Origin of the sequence: Spiractinospora alimapuensis (genome assembly GCF_018437505.1) — a bacterium.
GTDB lineage: Bacteria > Actinomycetota > Actinomycetes > Streptosporangiales > Streptosporangiaceae > Spiractinospora > Spiractinospora alimapuensis.
Genome location: NZ_CP072467.1, coordinates 1,834,412 through 1,853,864, shown reverse-complemented (window position 1 = coordinate 1,853,864; position 19,453 = coordinate 1,834,412). Strand labels below are relative to the sequence as shown.

Here is a 19,453-nt window from a genome sequence, read left to right as displayed (position 1 = left end):
CCTTTGCCCGACCGTCTGGTGCTGGATGTGGCATCGGGGGGATTACGGGGCACGGATCACGCAGAGGCCCTTTCTCGGGGAGCTGAGGACACAGGGCCGCGGACAGGGAGCCGAGGACTGAGCACGATGATCATTGAGAACACGTTCAGTGTCAGTCGCCCCATCGACCAAGCGTGGGACCTGCTGACCGATCTGGAGAGGATCGCACCGTGCATGCCCGGGGCGCGGCTCACGGAGGTCGAGGACGAGACCTACTATGGGGAGGTCCGCGTGCGGCTCGGTCCGATCCAAACCCGGTTCCGTGGTGAGGCGTCGTTCCAGGAACGTGACGCCGAGGACCACCGTGCGGTGATCAACGCGCGCGGAAAGGACACCGGTGGCAAGGGGATCGCGTCCGCGACCATCACCGCGCGGCTCACGCCGGGCGAGACGCCGGGATCGACGGCTGTCTCGGTCTCCACGGACCTCACGATCTCGGGAAAGATCGCCCAGTTCGGCCGAAGCGCGGTGGCCGACGTGAGCACGAAGCTGTTGACCCAGTTCGCGGAGTGCCTGGAGTCCCGACTCCAGGAGTCGGGACCTCCAAACGCCGGTGCGGGAGACGCCGTGGCCGCCGCGAGCGCTCCGGCGGCAGGAGCGCCGGTGGAGGACGCAACTGGGCCCGACGAGCCTGACCGGTCGGTGGACACCACGGCCGACACCACCGTGCCCCCCACCGCGACTTCGCCCCCCGGACGGCCGACGGAACCCGCGGAACCGGGGGACCCGGGCGAGGAGAGCGCCGCGTCGGCCGCGGCGAAGACTCCGGAGTCCCCGACCAGCGGGGAGACGATCGGCCCGACGGAATCGGCCGCGGAGCGTGGCGAGACGGACCAGGAGCGGGGAGACGCGGCGTCCGGTGAGACGCCCCCCTCCGGTGCGGAGGCCGAACCAGACGGGGCGACCGAGTCGGAGCGAGAGCCAACGCCGGAGGAGCTGGAGGAGGAGTCCTCCACCGGGTCCGATCAGTCGGGTACGGAGCCTCCACGTGGTGAGGGCACGGACACCGACGACGCGACGCGGAGGCGCAAGATCGACTCACCGGAGCCCGAACCGATCGACCTGGTGCACACCGCGGGGGAGTCGGTCACACGTTCCCTGGTGCCGATCGCCATCATCGCGGTCCTCATCGTCATCGTGATCGTTCTGGTGATCATCTGAGTCAGAAGTGCCGTCGTCTTGGTCGACGATGTCCGGAGTTCCGCGTGGCCACGGGCCGGGCGCCACACTCACGTCGTCGTTCGGGTGAGGTCGGGGCGTCCGGTCGCGGCCAAAGTCGCGCGCCGGGTGGGACGGGCGACTACAGTGGGGGGTGTATACAAGTCGACACCAGTGCGAGGCACACGCTGACTTGGGACGCGGCCACTACGGAAGTCGAGGTCCCTGCGGTCCGAGGACCCCACCGGCCCGGGCTCGGGATTCCGGACGGTTCGCGTGATGAGCGGCACGGATCGAAGGGCGAACATCCATGGCGGGAGCTGGGGCACGGCGCATCTCTGGAGCACAGTTCGTCTACCAGCATCTCCGAGATCAGATCATCTCCCTCGCGCTGGCGCCGGGAACCAGGCTAAGTGAGGTGGAGCTCGCCGCGGACCTCGGTGTGAGCAGGACCCCCGTCCGGGAAGGGCTCAACCGGGTCCTCAGCGAGGACCTTATCGAACAGGGACCCACCGGTGGGATGTTCGTCCGGAGCCTGGACCCCGACGACCTGCGTGAGCTCTACACCGTGCGCTCCGTGCTGGAGGGGGTCATCGCTCGGGAGGCCGCCGAGAACGCGACCGAGCGGGACATCACCGAACTCCGGGACCTGATGGAGAAGATGTCCCTACTCATCGAACACGCGGGTGAGGTCGTGCGCCTGGGCTCGGAGTTCCACGCCGCGCTCGCGCGCATCGCCGGGAACCGCCGCGTCTCACAACTGCTCCAACAGATCCGTGGCCATATCCAGCGTTACCGGAACCTGACCACACAGAGCCAGGGGCGGCGGCGGGCCGCGATCGTGGAGCACCGGGCCATCTTCGAGGCCATCGCGGCGCGGTCCGGCGCCAGCGCCGAGTACCAGATGCGTCTCCACGTCGAGAGCGCCTGTGCCGAAGCGCTGACGTCGGCGGGTGAGCGGCTCGCCCCGTCGTCTGACGGGGCGACAGACGAGTAAGGGGCGGGCCGAGGCCCACCCCTTATGGTCACCGCGGAGATTATGCGTCGACGCGGCAGGCCGCTCGGGTCGCCTAGGAGTAGCGTCGCTCGAGCGCGTCGAACTCCGGTTTGGCGACGATGCGCTGCCTCTCCGTCCAGGGGGCGAGGGTCGGCCGGATCTCCTCACCCAGTCCTGCGGTGCGCAGAGTGCTCAGCGCGTTCTGCATGCCCAGAATGGCGCCCTGGAGGGCCACGTTGGCGAACAGCGCGATACCGAAGGACTCCAGTTCCTCGAGGGGTACGTAGGGCGTCTTTCCGCCCTCGACGAAGTTGACGACCTGGGGAACGTTCACCCGTGCGGGGACGGCCAGGACTTCCTCCTTGGTGCGGGGAGCCTCCAGGAAGGTGACGTCCGCCCCCGCCCCCGCGTAGCGTTGGCATCGCTCCACGGCACCGTCGAAGCCCTCGATGGGGTAGGCGTCGGTGCGGGCGATGATGAGCGTTCCTCGGTCGCGAGCCTCGGCGGCGGCGGTGATCTTGTGCTCCATCTCCGCGACACTGATCACCTCCTTGCCCTCGAAGTGTCCACAGCGTTTGGGACTCGTCTGGTCCTCGAGCTGGATGGCGCTGGCGCCCGCCCGTTCGAGGACCCGCATCGTGCGCCGGACGTTCAGCGGGTTGCCGAACCCGGTGTCGGCGTCGACGATCAGGGGGAGGTCGACCGCGTCCCGGATCGCCTCGACGTGCATGGCGACCTCGGTGAGTGTCACCAGACCGACGTCGGGCGCGCCGAGGAAGGTGTTGGCCACGCCCGCGCCGGTCACGTAAACCGCCTCGAATCCCGTGTCCTGGATGACCCGCGCGGCCAGGGCGTTCGCCGCCCCGGGGACGACCAGGAGCGGCCCGTGCTCGAGCCGTTCCCGCAGGAGACGCGTCGGTGTGGGGGCCTCGGTTTCTGGCATCGGTGATGACCTTTCGGTTCCTCGTCGCGATCAGCGGGGGACTCGTCGACAGCCTGGTGCGCACCAACCGTCATCCTGACCATACATGTATACACAAATGCGACGTGGAGTGTCGTCGCTGGTTCCGTACGTGTTGGGACTCGGCTGCACGTGGGCGGGAGTCCCTGATGCGTCGGTGGTCCGGTGTCGTGAGGGGCTTTCGTTGGCGCCGGTCAGGGGTGTTCTGCCGCACGGTGTTCGCGATGGTCCGTGCGTCGGGAGATGTGTTCGATTCAGACGTGACTCTTGACACGGCCACGACCTTGGGTTGATTCTGATGTCTACTTGTATGCACGCGGGTTGCCCCCAGCGACCTCAGCTCCGTGCGCACACCCCAGCACCACGGTGTGGATCCGCGTGTCCCCGCACTGATGATCGGAGCCCAGATGAACAGAAGGATCCTCATGTCAGCCGGCGCGACCGTTTCGGCGTTCGCGCTCACGGGCCTGACCGCGTGTTCGGAGGGTGTCGGCGGTGCCGACAGCGACTTCCCCGCCGGCGGCGACCTCACCCTGATCGCCGCGGGAGAGTCGGGCGGAGGTCTCGACATCCAGGCACGGATGGTCGAACAGTCCTTGATGGACGAGGAGGACCTCTCGCCCGTGACGCCGCGGATCGAGAACATCGGCGGTGGCGGCGGGAACCCGGCGCGAACGGCGGTGCTGAACCGGCCCAACGACGGACGCAGCGTGGTGGTCGAGTCCAACCGGGTGTTCCTCAGTCACCTGACCGGAACCACCGACATGGACGAGGAGAGCTTCACCGCGATCGCGAAGCTGACCACCGAGTACCTGGTGTGGGCGGTCCCCGCGGACTCGGAGTGGGAGTCGGCCGAGGACGTGCTGGACGAGCTCGCGGAGGAACCGGGCAGTGTGTCGTTCGGGGTGGGGACACTCCCTTCGAACGACCAGTTCAACATCGTGCGTCCGGCCGAGGAAGCCGGCGTCGAGGACCCTGACGACCTCAACATCGTGGTCTTCGAGGAGGGCGGTGACCTCACCGCGAACCTCGTTGGGGGGCACGTGGACATCGCGTCCACCGGCTACTCCGAGGTCGCCGACCAGGTGGAGGCGGGCGAGGTGCGGTTGCTCGCGCTGAGCGCGAGCGCGGACGAGACCGTTCCCGACGAGTTGGCGGATATCCCCACCTGGAACGACATGGAGCTCGACTACAGCGTCGACCACTGGCGCGGCGTGTTCGGTCCGGCCGACATGCCCGAGGACACCCTGGACTGGTGGGTGGAAACCCTGGAGAGCGTGACCCAGACCGACAAGTGGGATGAACTCGTCACCCAGTACGAGCTGACGACCGACTTCGAGGGACCCGACGAGTTCGCCGAGACCATCGCGACGCAACGGGCCGAGGCCGAGGCGGTGTTGGACGGCGATGAGGACTGAGTGGCCGCAGGAGAAGAAGAACCTCGCGCTGGGACTCTTCGCGATCGTTCTCTCCGGTGGCTACCTGCTGGCCACCTCCATGATCGAGAGCCCCATGAGCGGTGGGCCGGACGACGGCGCGCTCAGGACGTTTCCCTACTTCCTGGGTGTGGCGTTGCTCGTGCTCGGCGTCGCCTACTCGATCCAGCAGGCGGTCGCCATCTGGCGCGCGCCGGTGGATGACGGCACCTCCGTCGGAGACGACGACGTCGCGCCCGGGCCCGAAGGTGACGTACCCGCGGGCACGGGCACCGGGGAGTCGACCGAGTCGGTGCACGCCGGGGAACCCACGCTCGAGGGGGAGCCACCGGCTGGGACGGTGGCTGTCGCGCGGGAGACCGCCGAACCGGACGGCGCGTCCACCGACCCCGACACCACCGAGGACGACGCCGGCTGGCGCCGCTACCGGCACGTCATCATGCTGGTCCTCTGCGTCGCCTACGTGGTCATGATGACGATCCTGGGCTTCCTGCCCGCCATGGCGCTGTTCGTCGCCGTGGGGGTGTTCGTCGTCGGTAAGCCCGGGCAGTACCGCGGCGTGCGGCTGCTCGTCCCACTCGGATTCGGCCTGGCCTCCGCCCTCGTCTTCTACCTCTTCTTCAGCGAGGTGCTCAACGTGATCCTTCCACCGGGCGTGCTCGGGATCGGAGGTCTGTAGGGGACATGGACTCACTCTCCTTCCTGATGTCGGGCTTCGCCGACATCTTCAGCGACCCCGCGATCCTCCTCGCCATCGCCATCGGGTGTCTGGCGGGGACCCTGGTCGGGGTGATTCCGGGCCTCGGTCCGTCGACCACAATCGCGCTACTGATCCCGCTGGCGTTCATCCTGCCGGCGGAGCAGACGTTGGTCATGATGGTCGCGATCTACCTGGGGGCCGAGTTCGGAGGGCGCGTCGCCGCGATCCTGCTGAACATCCCCGGTGACGCGGGCGCGATCATGACCACGGTCGACGGTTATCCCATGGCACGGCAGGGACGTGGCCGCACCGCACTGGTGGTGACCGCGATCGCGTCGTTCTGTGGCAGCTCGATCGCCATCATCGGCCTCACGTTCCTGGCGATGCCCCTCGCGAGCGCGGCGCTGGCCTTCAGCCCCGGTGCGTTCTTCGGCGTCATCGTCTTCGCACTGTTGCTCAGTTCGACCCTCGTCGGTGACTCGCCGCTCAAGGGGTTGCTCGCGATGGGGCTGGGCCTCATCGTCGGCACCATCGGCATCGACCTGCAGACAGGGGTGCAGCGGTTCACCTTCGGGCAGGACTTCCTGTTGGAGGGTGTCGACCTGATCGTCGCCATCCTCGGTCTGTACGGCGTTGGCGAGATTCTCTGGAACATGCGTCCCGGGAGCAGTGGGACCAAGGACCGAGTCGCGGCGACCGGCGGCTTCTGGCCGAACAAGGAGGACCGTCGACGGATTCGCGGCCCCATCTTGCGCGGGTCACTGGCCGGATTCTTCGCCGGTGTGCTTCCCGGGCCGGGTACGACACTGGCGTCCTTCTTCTCCTACTCCATGGAGAAGCGGCTGTCCAAGACGCCAGAACGGTTCGGCAGGGGCGCGGTCGAGGGGGTCGCCGCTCCCGAGGCCGGGAACAACGCCGGCGCCACCGGGTCAATGGTTCCCTTGCTGTCGTTGGGGATCCCGGGCTCCGGCACCGCGGCCGTGCTCCTGGCGTTCCTGGTCTCCTACGGCCTGCAGCCCGGTCCGGGGTTCTTCACCGAGAACGCTGACCTGGCCTGGATCGTGATCGCGTCCCTCTACCTGAGCACGGTCCTGCTCGTCGCGATCAACCTGCCGTTCATCTCGTTGTTCGTGAAGATCCTGGACGTGCCGACCCGGTTCCTCTACCCACTCATCCTCGCGATCGCGGTCCTGTCGGCGTTCTCGCTGCACAGCTCGATCGCGGACGCGGGAATGGTGCTGGTCTTCGGCGCGATCGGCTACGTGATGAGACTCGTGGGGATGTCACCCACGCTGTTCGTGATCGCCCTGGTGCTCGGCAGCATGATGGAGCGCAACTTCCGTCGCGGGCTGCTGTTGCACAACGGCGAACTCGGATCGATGCTCGTCGACCCACTCACGCTGACATTCCTCGTGTTGGGAGTCGCGATCGTCGCGCTCGGGGCGATCGGCAACGCGCGAAAGAAGCGCCAGAGGACGACCGCCCCGTCGGCGCACTAGTCGACGCGCGGTTGGCTGGGCCGCAGGGAGTGGTCGCCCCTCAGGACGGCGGAGTTCCGTCTCCGAAGGGGCGACCCCCCAGCGAGTCCCGCCCGTGCGGCGTGGCCCAACCCGAGAGGTCCGGCCCCTCCGGCACGACCCCGGTGGGGTTGATGTGCGTGTGTACCTGGTAGTAGTGCCGCTTGATGTGGTCGAAGTGGACCGTGTCGCCGAAACCGGGTGTCTGGTAGAGGTCCCGAGCGTAGGCCCACAACACCGGCATCTCGGTGAGCTTGGAGCGGTTGCACTTGAAGTGACCGTGGTACACCGCGTCGAACCGGACCAACGTGGTGAACAACCGGACGTCGGCCTCGGTGATGGTGTCACCCACGAGGTAACGCTGGTCGGCCAGGCGTTCCGACAACGCGTCCAGACGGTCGAACAGGCGCCTGTAGGCCCGTGAGTGCGCCTCCTGACCGCGGGACAGGCCCGCCAAGTAGACGCCGTTGTTCACGTCGGTGAAGACGCCCTCGTTCACCGCGTCGATCTCGGAACGCAGTGCCTCGGGGTAGAGGTCGGGGGCACCTGGCCGCTGGAACGCCTTCCACTCGGTGCTCAGGTCCAGACTGATCCGCGGATAGTCGTTGGTGACCAGTTTCCCGCTGGGGACGTCGACGATCGCCGGGACGCTGATCCCACCGGTGTAGTCGGGGTTGGCGGCGTAGTAGGCCTCGGAGAGGAACCGAATCCCGAGGACCGGATCGACGTTTCCCGGGTCCAGGGTGAACCGCCAGCTCCGCTCGTCCTGGATCGGGTCGGCGACCGCCAGGGAGATCGCGTCCTCCAGGCCGAGTAGGCGGCGGACGATGACCGATCGATTGGCCCAGGGGCAGGCGTGTGAGACGACGAGGCGGTAGCGACCCGCTTCCACCGGCCAGCCGGACGAGCCGTCGGCGGTGATCCGGCTCGCGAAGTGGTTGGGGGAGCGTACGAATTCTCCCGAGGACCTGGGTTCCGTGTCAGCGGTGTCGGGACTCATGGGCCCATCCTGTCACCCGGGCACGGGTGGTCAGTTCGTGTTTTCCCGGTGCCGTGTACGGATCGGTCCGCCCCCGCCGCCGAGCACGGCGGACGTGCTGCGTCGCCCGCCGTCCGACACCGGCCCCGGGACGTCGGCGCGACGGTGGCGGAGGGCCGCCCGGGCGGTGCGGAGCGGCGGAATCCAGGACTTCGCCGGTGGGCCTCCCACGAGCCACTGACCCTGGGGTGGCCCACCACCAACAGCGGCAACCGGCGGGGCCGCATCGGCTCCAGGATTGGCCGGGCGGGGAAACGTCGTTGGGGAATCGCGTCGGGGAATGTTCCTACCGGCGGATGTTGTCCCCTGTTCTCATCTGGTGCTGCAGGGTGTCGCTGGTCGTGCGCGTGTTGAGCCGGATCAGGCGGCGGGCGTCGTCGGCCGCGGCGCGCACCGTGTCCGCTCGTGCCACGCGTCCGGTGCGTTGGTGTTCCTCTGGGGGACGTCCGATCCCGGTGGGCAACCCCGATCGGTGGATCACACGTAGCGCGGCCTCCTCCTGGGAGGGTGAGGGACCGATGTCGCCCTCGGGGAGACGCCAGTCGGCCAGCCGGTGGCGGAGCCACTCCACATCGGTGCTGCCGGCGGGTTGTTCCCACGGCACCCCCGCCCGGGTGTAGCTGAGGGCGTGCAGGACATCGGCGGGAGTCCAGCCGGCGAGGAGGAACCCGTCGACCTGCGCACGGAGGAGTTCGAAGGGTACCCGCCGCAAGGAGCTCGCCGCCGCCGGATGCATCTTGATCAACTCGCACGCGTCGTGGCGGGCACTGCCGGTATGCGCGGGCTCGTGCAGCGGATCGGCCCGGGAGGTGTGCAGTAGTGTCTCGTCGACCGTGACGATGACCTCGCGCGCACCGTTGTGCCAGACACGCAATTGGTCCCGAGGCCACCCCTGAGCCTCAGCGAGGGCAGTCGCGAGCTGTCGTGCGTCGAGACTGTCCGTGTCCTCGGTCGTGATCCGGAACTCGGCCACGTCGCCCCCTTCGTCTCTCCACCCACTCCCTATCCTGACAGCACGATGTCCGGTATGGGCCCAGGCCCTCGGGCGGAGAATCTGCTAAGACTGAGTCCGACCGTTCTCCGGGTCAGCCCCTGGGCGGCGCGGCGACACCACCATCCCGAGGAGAGGCACGCGTGAGCCACGACCCCTACCAGGCCGCCCGCGCCGCGGCAGAGGTGCTGTGTGACCGGACAGGCGTCGAGCGGTACGACGTCGCGCTCGTGATGGGCTCCGGTTGGTCTCTGGCGGCCGACGCGCTCGGTGCGGCGGGAGTCGAGCTGCCCAACGCGGAGTTGCCGGGCTTCTTGCCCCCGTCGGTTGAGGGCCATGCCGGTACCGTGCGCAGTGTTCGGCGCGGTGACAAGAACCTGCTCCTGCTGCTGGGACGCACCCACCTGTACGAGGGACACGGCGTGGACCCGGTGGTGCACGGGGTACGGACCGCGGTCGCGGCGGGCGCCACCACGGTGCTGCTGACCAACGCCGCCGGTGGACTCCGTGACGATCTGCGGATCGGGCAACCGGTCCTGGTGAGTGACCACCTCAACATGACCGGCCGGTCCCCGATCGTCGGCGCGAAGTTCGTGGACCTCACCGACCTGTACAGCCCCATCCTGCGCGCACGGGCGAAGGAGGCCCGCCCCGAGCTGGTGGAGGGGGTCTACGCGGCCATGCCCGGCCCCCACTTCGAGACCCCCGCCGAGATCCGGATGCTCCGCGGCCTCGGCGCCGACGTCGTGGGCATGTCCACCGTGCTGGAGGCCATCGCGGCCCGGGAGGCGGGGGCCGACGTCGCGGCCCTGTCCCTGGTGACCAACGTCGCCGCGGGACTGGCCGACGGGCCACTGGACCATGCCGAGGTTCTCGCGGCCGGGAGGGACGCGGCGGTCGACGTCGGGGAGCTCTTGACCGCGATCGTCGACCGGATCTAGTCGGCTCCCGACACCGTCCACGCAACACCGGGCGCGATGGAGGTTTGGCACGGTGCACGACCCCGTTGAGCAGGCACAGGAATGGCTGGAACAGGACCCGGATCCGCGGACCAGGGGTGAACTCGAACACCTCGTCGCGGCAGCGGCGCATGATCCCGCCGCGCGGGCGGAGCTGACGGAGCGCTTCGCGGGCCGGTTGGAGTTCGGAACCGCGGGACTCAGGGGAGAGCTGGGTGCCGGCCCCACCCGGATGAACCGGCTCATGGTGCGCCGCGTCACCGCCGCACTCGCGTGGTGGATGGGCCCGGAGACCTACGCCGTGGTGGGTTTCGACGCCCGCCACCGCTCCGCGGACTTCGCCCGTGACGTCGGGCACGTTCTCAACGGGGCGGAGGTCACCGCTCTGCTCCTGCCGCGCCCCCTCCCCACCCCGGTGCTCGCCTTCGCGGTTCGCGCGCTGCGGGCCCAAGCGGGCGTGATGATCACGGCGAGCCACAACCCGGCTCAGGACAGCGGCTACAAGGTGTATGTCGGGGGAACCGGTCCCGACGCGGGAAGCCAGCTCGTGCCGCCGGCGGACCGGGAGATCTCCGCGGCGATCGACGCGGTCGAGGTGGACTCGGTCGACGAGCTGCCGCTGCGCGACAGCAAGGTCGTCAGCGACCGCGTCGTCGACCGCTACGTCGACGCCGTCGTCGCCCTGCCGCTGACCGGCGAGCGAGAGGTCCGGGTCGCCTACACGCCACTCCACGGTGTGGGCGGACGAACGTTCCTCGAGCCTTCGAGCGAGCTGGGTTCCCCGCCCCGGTCGTGGTCGCCCAACAGTTCCGGCCCGATCCCGACTTCCCCACGGCTCCGATGCCCAACCCCGAGGAACCGGGCGTGATGGACCTCGTGACGGAGCTCGGCGAGGCCGAGGGCTGTGACCTCGTACTCGCGAACGATCCGGACGCCGACCGGCTCGCCGTCGCCGTCCCGGGGCACCGACGCCTCACCGGCGACGAGGTGGGATCACTCCTCGCCGAACACGTGCTGCGACACACCACCGGCCCTCGGGTCGTGGCCACCACGATCGTCTCCGCGAGCCAGCTCCCCACCATCGCGCACGCCTACGGTGCGCGAGCCGTGGAGACCCTCACCGGTTTCAAGTGGCTCGTTCGTGCCGGGGACGAGCGGGAGCGCAACGTCTTCTGCTACGAGGAGGCGCTGGGCTACTGCATCGGGTCGGACACCGATCGTCCGGTGGCCGACAAGGACGGCATCAGCGCGGCACTCGCCGTCGCCTCCATCGCCGCCGAGGCCAAGAAGTCCGGTCGTACTCTGATCGACCTCCTGGACGACCAGGCGCGCCGCTTCGGGCTCCACCTCACCGACCAGGTCTCCCGACGGGGCGAGGACCTGTCGAGCGTCGGGGCCCTCATGCGCGGGCTGCGGGCCGCCCCACCCTCCACCATCGGTGACTTCGACGTCGACGCGGTCGACGACTTCACCCACGGCCTCGGGGGCCTGCCGCCCTCCGACGTCCTGCGCTACCGCCTCTCCGGCCCGGTCACGGCTCGGGTGCTCGTCCGCCCCTCCGGAACCGAACCCAAGCTCAAGGTCTACCTCGAGGTCGTCATCCACGCCCCGGACGACGTTCCCGCGGCCCGCGAGGAGGGGGCCCGGCACCTCACCGCCCTGCGCGACGCGGTCGTTGAGCTGTTGGATCGGGGAGAGTGAAGTCTCCGGTGGATGACAAGGAGTTCCTCACCGTCGGCTACGTCGCGTCGCTACTCGACGTCCACGACTCGTCGGTTTACCGGTGGATCAGGCTGGGCGAGGGGCCGCGCGTCCTGCGCACACCGGGTGGGAGGATCCGGATCGCCCGTGGCGACTTGGACGCGTGGTTGGAGGCCCAGCGCGGCGCGCCGCGGCACGACGGATGAGGCGCCCCGGGCCCGCCCGCAACTCCCACCCAGTGGACACGCCCCGCCCCGCACCGAGCTCCACCGGGAGCCAGCGCGCGGCACTCGCCCCCGGTGCCCCTCGGGAGCCGGGCGCTCCACAGGGGGTCCAACCCCCCGCGAGGGATCGGGCTCCGCTCCCGTCTGACACGGGCGGGCCCCAGGGAACAGCGACGTGACTCGAGACGATCCCCACCCCAGCGCCCGGGATCGTGTCTCCCGCCACCCGAGTCGTGTTTCTCGAACCGCTCAGTTTTGGGGGCGCGTGGGGCTCGCGACAGCGGGGATGGGTTTTCGCCCGCGTCGATCCTTTCGAACAGCCAACCATGCCCGTCACGGATGGCCGTGCGAGCCTAAGCTCGAGTCCTCCGCCGGGCCATCATCGCGAAGCCGCCCCAGCGGGGGCGACCGCCACCACCTCGCCGGAGTGCCCGCAAAGCGCTCCCTGACGGGAGAGGCCGTCAGTCCAGGCGGTCGATGACGAGCGGGAGAGGCTCGGTGGGGCCGTCGATCTCGACGGCCTGGTCCAGCGCCGTCGCGGCGTGGGGGATGAGCTCCGGGGACTCCGCGTGGAGGGTGAGGAGGGGTTGGCCTTGGCGGACGGTGTCGCCGGGTTTGGCGTGCAGGGTGACGCCCGCGGAGTGGGCGACGGGGTCCTCCTTGCGAGCCCGGCCCGCTCCCAGACGCCAGGCGGCGGCGCCGACGGCACGGGCGTCGACGCGGGTGACCACTCCCGACCGTTCGGCGAGGACCTGGGACCGCTCCGGGGCCTCGGGCAGGGGTGCGTCCGGGTCACCACCCTGGGCGGCGACCATGGAACGCCACACGTCCATGGCCGAGCCGTCACGGAGGGCCTCGGCCGGGTCCTTCGCAGCGGCCAGTCCGGCCGCCGCGAGCATCTCTCGGGCCAGGCGCACCGTCAGATCGACCACGTCACTCGGTCCGCCACCGTCGAGTACCTCCACGGCCTCCGCGACCTCCAGGGCGTTGCCGACCTGAAGACCCAGCGGGGTGTCCATCGCCGTCAACAGCGCCACGGTGGTGACTCCACCGTCGGTACCGATGTCCACCATGGTGCGGGCCAGTGCGCGCGCCGACTCCACGTCCGGCAGGAACGCGCCGCTGCCCACCTTCACGTCCAGGACCAGGGCCCGCGTGCCCTCCGCCAGCTTCTTCGACATGATGGAGCTCGCGATGAGCGGGATCGACTCCACGGTCCCGGTGACGTCCCGCAGCGCGTACAGCTTGCGATCGGCCGGCGCGAGACCTGACCCGGCCGCGCACACGACCCCACCGACCTCCGTGAGGACCCGGCGCATCCGCTCGGGAGAGAGATCGGCACGCCAGCCGGGGATGGACTCGAACTTGTCGAGGGTGCCTCCCGTGTGGCCCAGTCCGCGCCCGGAGAGTTGCGGAACCGCGCCCCCGCACGCCGCGACGGTGGGGGTCAGCGGCAGGGTGATCTTGTCGCCGACACCGCCCGTTGAGTGCTTGTCCGTCGTGGGTCGGTCCAGGTCGGTGAAGTCGAGCCGGTCGCCGGAGGACAGCATCGCCGCGGTCCACCGACCCACTTCGGCGCGGCTCATCCCGCGCCACACGATCGCCATCGCCAGGGCCGCCATCTGTTCGTCGGCGACGACACCACGGTTGTAGGCGTCGAGAACCCAGTCGATCTGTGCCGGGGACAGTTCCGCGCCGTCCCGCTTGGTCGCGATGATGTCGATGACGTCCATGCTTCTCCGACCGTTGGGTCCGCGGGTTCAGGGTCAGGACGCGGTGTCGGGGGACACCGTGTCGGGGTGGGGACGGTCCAGGTCCTGCGGGCCGAACGCCATCGGCAGCAGCTCGCCCAGCGGGCGCGGTCCCTCCGGCGTGTCGATGAGGAGGGTGGTCCCGCCGTGTTCGAACAGCACCTGTCGGCAACGGCCGCAGGGAAGCAGGGCCGATCCGGCGGAGTCCACGCACGCCAGCGCCACCAGACGTCCACCTCCGGAGGCGTGGAGGTGGGAGACCAGACCGCACTCCGCGCACAGGCCCACGCCGTAGGAGGCGTTCTCCACGTTGCACCCCGTCACGACCCGGCCGTCGTGTACCACCGCGGCGGCCCCCACCCGGAAACCCGAGTAGGGGGCGTACGCTCGTGCCATGACCTCGGCGGCGGTTTCGCGCAGCGCCGGCCAGTCGACCTTGTCGGTGGTCAAGAGCTCTTCTCCCGTCGCCACGGACGCCCGACCCGCGCCGGCGGCCGTAGGTGCTGTGCCGCCAGGGCGAGCACCAGCATTGTCGCGATGTACGGCGTCGATGTCACCAACTGTTGCGGCACCGTGTCGGAGGTGAAGAACCAGGTGAGCGCGCCGGCCGCCACGAGGACGGCGACAGCGGCGGCGACCGGTTTTCCTCGGCGTACCTGGAAGACCGCCACGGCCAGCAACGCGATCCCGATGACGAGGAGGAGCGCGTTGACGGTTTCCCCGGCGCCACGGTCGGCCAGGGCCTCGGTGTAGCCGAACAGGCCGGCGCCCATGGCGATGCCGGTGGGCCGCCAGTTACCGAAGATCATCGCCGCGAGGCCGATGTATCCGCGGCCCCCGGTCTGGCCCTCCTGATACCCGGAGGCGGCCACCATGGCGAGGAAGACGCCACCCAGCCCGGCCATGCCCCCGGAGATCAGCAGGGCGATGTACTTGTAGGTGTACACGGGGACGCCCAGGGACTCCGCGGCGTCGGGGTTCTCCCCGATGGAGCGTAGGCGCAGACCGAAACTGGTGCGCCACAACAGGAAGAAGCTGCCCGGGAGGAGCAGGATCGCCAGCAGGGTCACGACCGACATCGACGTCGTGAGCCCGATGACCAGCGCCGCGAAGTCGGAGACCAGGAACCATCGCGTGGCCTCCACCGGGCCGAGGATCAGGTCGACTCCTGGGATGGTGATGCGAGGGAAACCGGGAAGCTGCGGGGACTGGCCCGCGCCGCCGCCCTCCATGTCCAGGAAGAACTGGATCGCCAAATAGCGCATGGCCGACAGGGCCAGGATGTTGATCGCGACCCCGGACACGATGTGGTCGACGCCGAAGGTGACGGTGGCGACCGCGTGCAGCAGGCCACCGAGCATCCCGCCGACCACCCCGCCGACCAGCCCGAGCCAGGGGCTGCCGGTGACCACGGTCGCGTAGGCGGCGGTCCAGGTCCCCACGATCATCATGCCCTCGAGGCCGATGTTGATGATCCCGGCGCGCTCGGCGTACAACCCCCCGAGCGCGCACAGCGCGATCGGCACCGCCCCCTGGATCAGGGCCCGGATCGTGCCGCTGGACGTCAGCGCGTGCTCGCCCGTGATCGCTCGCACCCCGGCGACCGCGATGAACCCCGCCAAGACCAGTACGGCGATCCGCCACCACGTCCAGGTCCGCGAGGTGGTGGCCGGTTGGGAGCGTGCGGTGACGTCGCCCATCCACTGGCTCATGCCTGCGCCTCCGAGCGGTCGAGCTGGGAGCTCACCTGTTCCTGCTGGAACCTGCGGGCCCACCGATGGACAACCTCGTACACGATGACGACGCTGAGCACCATCGCGGCCTGGGTGATGACCGCGATCTCGCGGGGGATGCCGTCGATGGTGAGGACCGACGCGGACTGGTCCAGGAACGACCAGAACAACGCTGCGGCCGCGATGCCCACGGGATGGTTGCGGCCGAGCAGGGCGATGGCGATCCCGGTGAAGCCCAGCCCCGCCGGGAAGTCCAGCGAGTAGGTGTGGGACTCGCCGAGAAGCTGCGGGATGCCCACCAGCCCGGCGATCGCTCCCGAGATGAGCATGGAGATGAACACCATGCGTCGGACGGGGACTCCACTGGCCTCAGCGGCGGTGGCGGACTGCCCGGTGGCCCGGAGGTCGAAGCCGAACCGGGTCCGGTTGAGCAGGAGCCAGTAGCCCACGCCCACGGCGGCGGCGAGCAGCACCAGCCCGAAGACGGGGCGCGGCGTCGCCAACCCGAACATCTCCCCGGGGAACCCGGCGACCTGGCCCGACTCCGGAATGATGGGGGTGCGGACGTTGTTGCCGGCCCGTTCGGCGAGCCGGTCGGCGTGCAACAGGTAGGCGACGATGCCGGTGGCGATGAAGTTGAGCATGATCGTCGAGATCACCTCGTGCACGCCGCGCGTGACCTTCAACAGCCCGGCGAGCCCGGCCCAGAACGCTCCGACCGCCATGGCGGCGAGGACGATGACGATCTGGTGCAGAACCGGGGGGAGGGTCAGGTAGCCGCCGATCACCGCGGCCAGCATGGCGGCGAGCCGGTACTGACCGTCCACGCCGATGTTGAACAGCCGCATCTTGAATCCGATCGCGACCGCGACCCCCGCCAGGTACAGCGTGGTCCCGCCGTTGATCACGGTGACGACGACGTTCGGTTTCGTGCCGTGTTCCAGCATGCGGCCGAACGCGACCCCCGGATTGACGCCGCTGGCGAGGAAGACGAGCGAGGTGACGCAGAGAGCGATCAGGAGGCCGAAGGCGACCGCCCCGCCGGTCAGGACCGCGGGATGAACCAGGTACCGCTTCATGACCGCTCCTCGTCGTCATCGTCGTCGACCGCGGTGACATCGCCGCGAGCGTCGCTGGCGGTGGCTTCGTCGGCGGCGTCCGATGACACCCGGGCGCCGCTCATGGCCGACCCCAGCTCCTCCGGAGTCACGGTCCGCTGGTCGACCTGGGCGACGAGGCGGCCGCGCAGGATCACGTGCAGGGTGTCGGACATGCCGATGAGCTCGTCCAGGTCAGCGGACACCAGTAGCACAGCGAGGCCCTGGTGGCGTGCCTGTCGAAGCTGGTCCCAGATGGCGGCCTGGGCACCGACGTCGACGCCACGGGTGGGATGGGCGGCGAGGAGCACAAGGGGCTCGCCGCTCATCTCCCGACCGACGATGAACTTCTGCTGGTTCCCGCCGGAGAGTGTGTCGGCGAGGACGTCGACGTTCGGAGTTCGAACGTCGTACTCGGAGGCGATCCGGTTGGCGTCGTCCCGGGCGGCCGATCGACGCAGGAACGGGCCCGCGCTGAACCGCGGCTCGACCTGATGACCGAGCAGCCGGTTCTCCCACAGTGGCGACTCCAGCAGGAGACCGTGCCTGTGCCGGTCCTCGGGGATGAACCCGATGCCCGCGGACCGTAGGTCGCGGGTGGACCAGTGGGTGACCTCTCGGTCCCCCAACCGGATGGTACCGCCGGCGATGGCGCGCATGCCCATGATGGCCTCGACGAGCTCACCCTGGCCGTTGCCTTCCACCCCCGCGATGCCCACGATCTCGCCCTTGTGGATTCGCAGGGTGACGTCGTCGACCACCGGGCGTCCGTCCGGAGCGGCGACGCGTAGGTCACGGACGTCCAGGGCGACCTCGTCGGTCACAGTGGACTCGCGGAGCTCGGGGACGGGCAGTTGACCACCCACCATGAGGGCGGCGAGTTCCCGAGCGGAGGTGTTTTCCGGCACCACGGTGTCCACGGTGGTGCCCCGCCGGATCACGGTGATGCGGTCGGCGACGGTGAGCACCTCGTCCAACTTGTGCGAGATGAAGAGGACGGTCAGGCCCTCCCGCCGCAGCTCCCGCAGGTTGTCGAACAGCTCGTCGACCTCCTGGGGGACCAGGACCGCGGTGGGTTCGTCCAGGATGATGATCCTGGCGCCCCGATAGAGAACCTTGAGGATCTCGATCCGCTGCCGGGCGCCCACACCGAGGTTGGCCATGAGCTCGTCAGGCTGGACACCCAGCCCGTAGGAATCCGAGAGCTCCCGAATCCGGGCGCGGGCCCGTGCGCCGATGCCGTGCAGCCGTTCGGCGCCCAGGACCACGTTCTCCAGCACCGTCAGGTTGTCGGCCAGCATGAAGTGCTGGTGGACCATTCCGATTCCGTGGGTGATCGCGTCGGCGGGGGAGGAGAAACTCACCGCCTCGCCATCGACCGCGATGCTTCCGGTGTCGGGGCGTTGCATCCCGTAGAGGATTTTCATCAACGTCGACTTACCGGCGCCGTTTTCGCCGATCAGGGCGTGTACGGTTCCGCGGGTCACCGAAAAGGTCACGTCGTCGTTCGCGACGACACCGGGGAACCGTTTACCGATGCCCCGAACTTCCACGGCGGGTGCCGACGTTTCGTCGGCCCCGCCTGAGGTGTTGTCATTCATCCGGTGGGGATTTCCTTGGGGTTCGGTGATTCCCTCAGGGTTCGGTGGGGACCTCGATGTCGCCGTCGATAACCCGCTGGCGCAGTTCTTCGATCTCGTCGGCGAACTCGGCGTACGCCTCTTCGTTGGTGTCCGCGAGGTCGACGCCGTCGTTCTCCAGGTTGAAACGCGTCACGCCGCCCTCGACCGTGCCGTCGGCCACCGACGCGACGAAATCGAACACCGCGGTGTCCACCCGCTTGATCATCGAGGTGATCACGAATTCCTGCTGTTCGTCCTCGGCGGTGAGGTACTGGTCGGAATCGACACCGATGAAGCTGATCTCGTTCTCCGCCGCCGAGTCGAGCACGCCGATTCCCGAGCCACCGGCGGCGTGGTAGATCACGTCGGCGCCGGCGTCGATCTGGCCGTCGGCGATGGATCCGCCACGTGCCGGGTCCTGGAATCCGCTGAAGTCCGGAGGCTGGCTGACGTAGGCGCTCTCGACCTCGATGTCCGGGTTCACCTCTTGGGCGCCCGCGACGAACCCCGCCTCGAAGGACTCGATCATCGGCACCTGGACCCCGCCGACGTAGCCGATGTGGTCGGCCTCCGAGGACAGGGCCGCCGCGGCACCGGCGAGGAAGGAGCCCTCGTTCTCGGCGAACATGAGGCTGGAGATGTTGCTCAGGTCCTCGGTCTCCGCGGCCTCGTGCTCCTCCATGTTCTCGTCGACGATCGCGAAGCTCACGTCGGGGTAGTTCGGCGCGACCTCCGCGATCGCGTCCGCGTAGGCGAACCCGACCGCGATGACGGGGTTGTAGCCCTCGTCGGCCATGAGTTCGAGCCGGTTCATCTTGTCGGAGTCGGTCTCTTCCTCCGCCGCGTCGACGTCGTTGATCTCGACGTCCATTTCGGATTCGACGAGTTCCAGCCCGGCGTAGGCCGCGTCGTTGAACGAAAGGTCGCCACGACCGCCGATGTCGTAGGCGAGGCCGACGCGAATATCACCGGCCTCGCCACCTCCTCCGTCGTCACCGGAGTCGTCACCGTTGGAACAGGCCGTCATGGTGAGCGCGAGCGCACTCGCGGTCGCGGCGATGCCGAACATCGCGTTCTTGTTGTTGTTCACGGTTGTATCCCTTCGGTGCCGCGGAACGCGGTCCCGGTGAAAGTCAGCCCACTCATTCAGCGGGACACTAACGTGCGGGAAGGGGGTTACCAACCACTCGCGACTCTTCGTTATCAATGCGAGAGCGCCACGAAACGGCCGTTACCCGGGTATCTGGTGTCACGTGGTCACAAGGCGTACGGGGGTGCCGTGATCATGGATGTCTAGGGCAATGGCTGACGAAAGAGTACACCGTTGTTGCACTCCGAACCCAATGTCCAATTTGTCGGAATCAACACGGTTCATGATCATCATGAGTCCGGAGTGCGAATGTACCGGAACGTGATTTCGGGGCTTGTGGGGTGTATGGGAATTAATGTCCGGATTGAGTTTCGGTGGCGCGCGAGAGCCGGTCGGTGGCGCGGCGCCCCCAGACCTGGGGAGTCGAGGCCAGGAGCG

At 68.9% G+C, this 19,453-nt stretch carries 15 protein-coding genes and 2 pseudogenes; 8 read left to right on the top strand and 9 right to left on the bottom strand.

Annotated features, from left to right (window positions below; genetic code table 11):
* Positions 1 to 126 precede the first annotated feature (126 nt).
* Positions 127 to 1,200 carry an SRPBCC family protein gene (locus J4H86_RS08475; protein ID WP_236542952.1) on the top strand — a complete coding sequence of 358 codons (1,074 nt, stop codon included), beginning with the start codon at positions 127 to 129 and terminating at the stop codon, positions 1,198 to 1,200.
* 307 nt (positions 1,201 to 1,507) lie between these two features.
* Positions 1,508 to 2,194, top strand: coding sequence for a GntR family transcriptional regulator (locus J4H86_RS08470; RefSeq protein ID WP_236542951.1), 687 nt, complete (start codon positions 1,508 to 1,510; stop codon positions 2,192 to 2,194).
* A 73-nt stretch (positions 2,195 to 2,267) separates the two neighbouring features.
* Here the strand turns inward: J4H86_RS08470 and J4H86_RS08465 are convergent, their stop codons facing one another.
* Complete coding sequence (locus tag J4H86_RS08465) at positions 2,268 to 3,137, bottom strand: isocitrate lyase/PEP mutase family protein (protein WP_236542950.1); 870 nt, start codon at positions 3,135 to 3,137, stop codon at positions 2,268 to 2,270.
* A gap of 443 nt (positions 3,138 to 3,580) precedes the next feature.
* On the opposite strand from J4H86_RS08465, the gene J4H86_RS08460 reads away from it, so the two are divergent.
* The 3 genes from J4H86_RS08460 to J4H86_RS08450 are packed head-to-tail and all read left to right on the top strand — an operon-like array spanning position 3,581 to position 6,790.
* Entirely contained in the window at positions 3,581 to 4,573 is a 993-nt protein-coding gene (locus J4H86_RS08460) for a tripartite tricarboxylate transporter substrate-binding protein (RefSeq protein WP_236542949.1), read from the top strand.
* A complete protein-coding gene (locus tag J4H86_RS08455; RefSeq protein ID WP_236542948.1) occupies positions 4,563 to 5,270 on the top strand; it encodes a tripartite tricarboxylate transporter TctB family protein in 708 nt (235 codons plus the stop codon). The genes J4H86_RS08460 and J4H86_RS08455 overlap by 11 nt, the downstream gene beginning before the upstream one ends.
* Positions 5,271 to 5,275: 5 nt before the next feature.
* Entirely contained in the window at positions 5,276 to 6,790 is a 1,515-nt protein-coding gene (locus tag J4H86_RS08450; protein WP_236542947.1) for a tripartite tricarboxylate transporter permease, read from the top strand.
* A 40-nt stretch (positions 6,791 to 6,830) separates the two neighbouring features.
* Here the strand turns inward: J4H86_RS08450 and J4H86_RS08445 are convergent, their stop codons facing one another.
* A complete protein-coding gene (locus J4H86_RS08445; RefSeq protein WP_236542946.1) occupies positions 6,831 to 7,808 on the bottom strand; it encodes a glutathione S-transferase family protein in 978 nt (325 codons plus the stop codon).
* A gap of 325 nt (positions 7,809 to 8,133) precedes the next feature.
* Positions 8,134 to 8,820: a hypothetical protein gene (locus tag J4H86_RS08440; RefSeq protein WP_236542945.1), complete on the bottom strand. Its 687-nt coding sequence runs from the start codon at positions 8,818 to 8,820 to the stop codon at positions 8,134 to 8,136.
* Between the two features lie 161 nt (positions 8,821 to 8,981).
* Between J4H86_RS08440 and J4H86_RS08435 the strand changes: the two genes are divergently transcribed.
* The 3 genes and pseudogenes from J4H86_RS08435 (at position 8,982) to J4H86_RS08425 (ending at position 11,704) form a co-directional block, all read left to right on the top strand.
* Entirely contained in the window at positions 8,982 to 9,779 is a 798-nt protein-coding gene (locus J4H86_RS08435; protein ID WP_236542944.1) for a purine-nucleoside phosphorylase, read from the top strand.
* A 52-nt stretch (positions 9,780 to 9,831) separates the two neighbouring features.
* Positions 9,832 to 11,498, top strand: a pseudogene (locus J4H86_RS08430) (phospho-sugar mutase).
* Between the two features lie 8 nt (positions 11,499 to 11,506).
* Positions 11,507 to 11,704, top strand: coding sequence for a helix-turn-helix domain-containing protein (locus J4H86_RS08425; protein ID WP_236542943.1), 198 nt, complete (start codon positions 11,507 to 11,509; stop codon positions 11,702 to 11,704).
* 479 nt (positions 11,705 to 12,183) lie between these two features.
* Here the strand turns inward: J4H86_RS08425 and J4H86_RS08420 are convergent, their stop codons facing one another.
* From J4H86_RS08420 to J4H86_RS08395, 6 genes and pseudogenes are all read right to left on the bottom strand, one after another.
* The gene (locus tag J4H86_RS08420; RefSeq protein WP_236542942.1) at positions 12,184 to 13,455 is read right to left on the bottom strand and encodes a thymidine phosphorylase; all 1,272 of its coding nucleotides are present in this window, start codon (positions 13,453 to 13,455) and stop codon (positions 12,184 to 12,186) included.
* Between the two features lie 33 nt (positions 13,456 to 13,488).
* Entirely contained in the window at positions 13,489 to 13,923 is a 435-nt protein-coding gene (locus tag J4H86_RS08415) for a cytidine deaminase (protein WP_269134545.1), read from the bottom strand.
* Complete coding sequence (locus J4H86_RS08410) at positions 13,920 to 15,185, bottom strand: ABC transporter permease (RefSeq protein ID WP_236542941.1); 1,266 nt, start codon at positions 15,183 to 15,185, stop codon at positions 13,920 to 13,922. Before J4H86_RS08410 ends, J4H86_RS08415 begins: the two co-directional genes overlap by 4 nt.
* Positions 15,182 to 16,261, bottom strand: a pseudogene (locus tag J4H86_RS08405) (ABC transporter permease); the annotation flags it as partial. The gene J4H86_RS08410 and the pseudogene J4H86_RS08405, both read right to left, overlap by 4 nt.
* 20 nt (positions 16,262 to 16,281) lie before the next feature.
* A complete protein-coding gene (locus J4H86_RS08400) occupies positions 16,282 to 17,904 on the bottom strand; it encodes an ABC transporter ATP-binding protein (protein ID WP_236542940.1) in 1,623 nt (540 codons plus the stop codon).
* Between the two features lie 34 nt (positions 17,905 to 17,938).
* Positions 17,939 to 19,015, bottom strand: coding sequence for a BMP family lipoprotein (locus J4H86_RS08395; protein ID WP_394356464.1), 1,077 nt, complete (start codon positions 19,013 to 19,015; stop codon positions 17,939 to 17,941).
* Between the last annotated feature and the right edge of the window lie 438 nt (positions 19,016 to 19,453).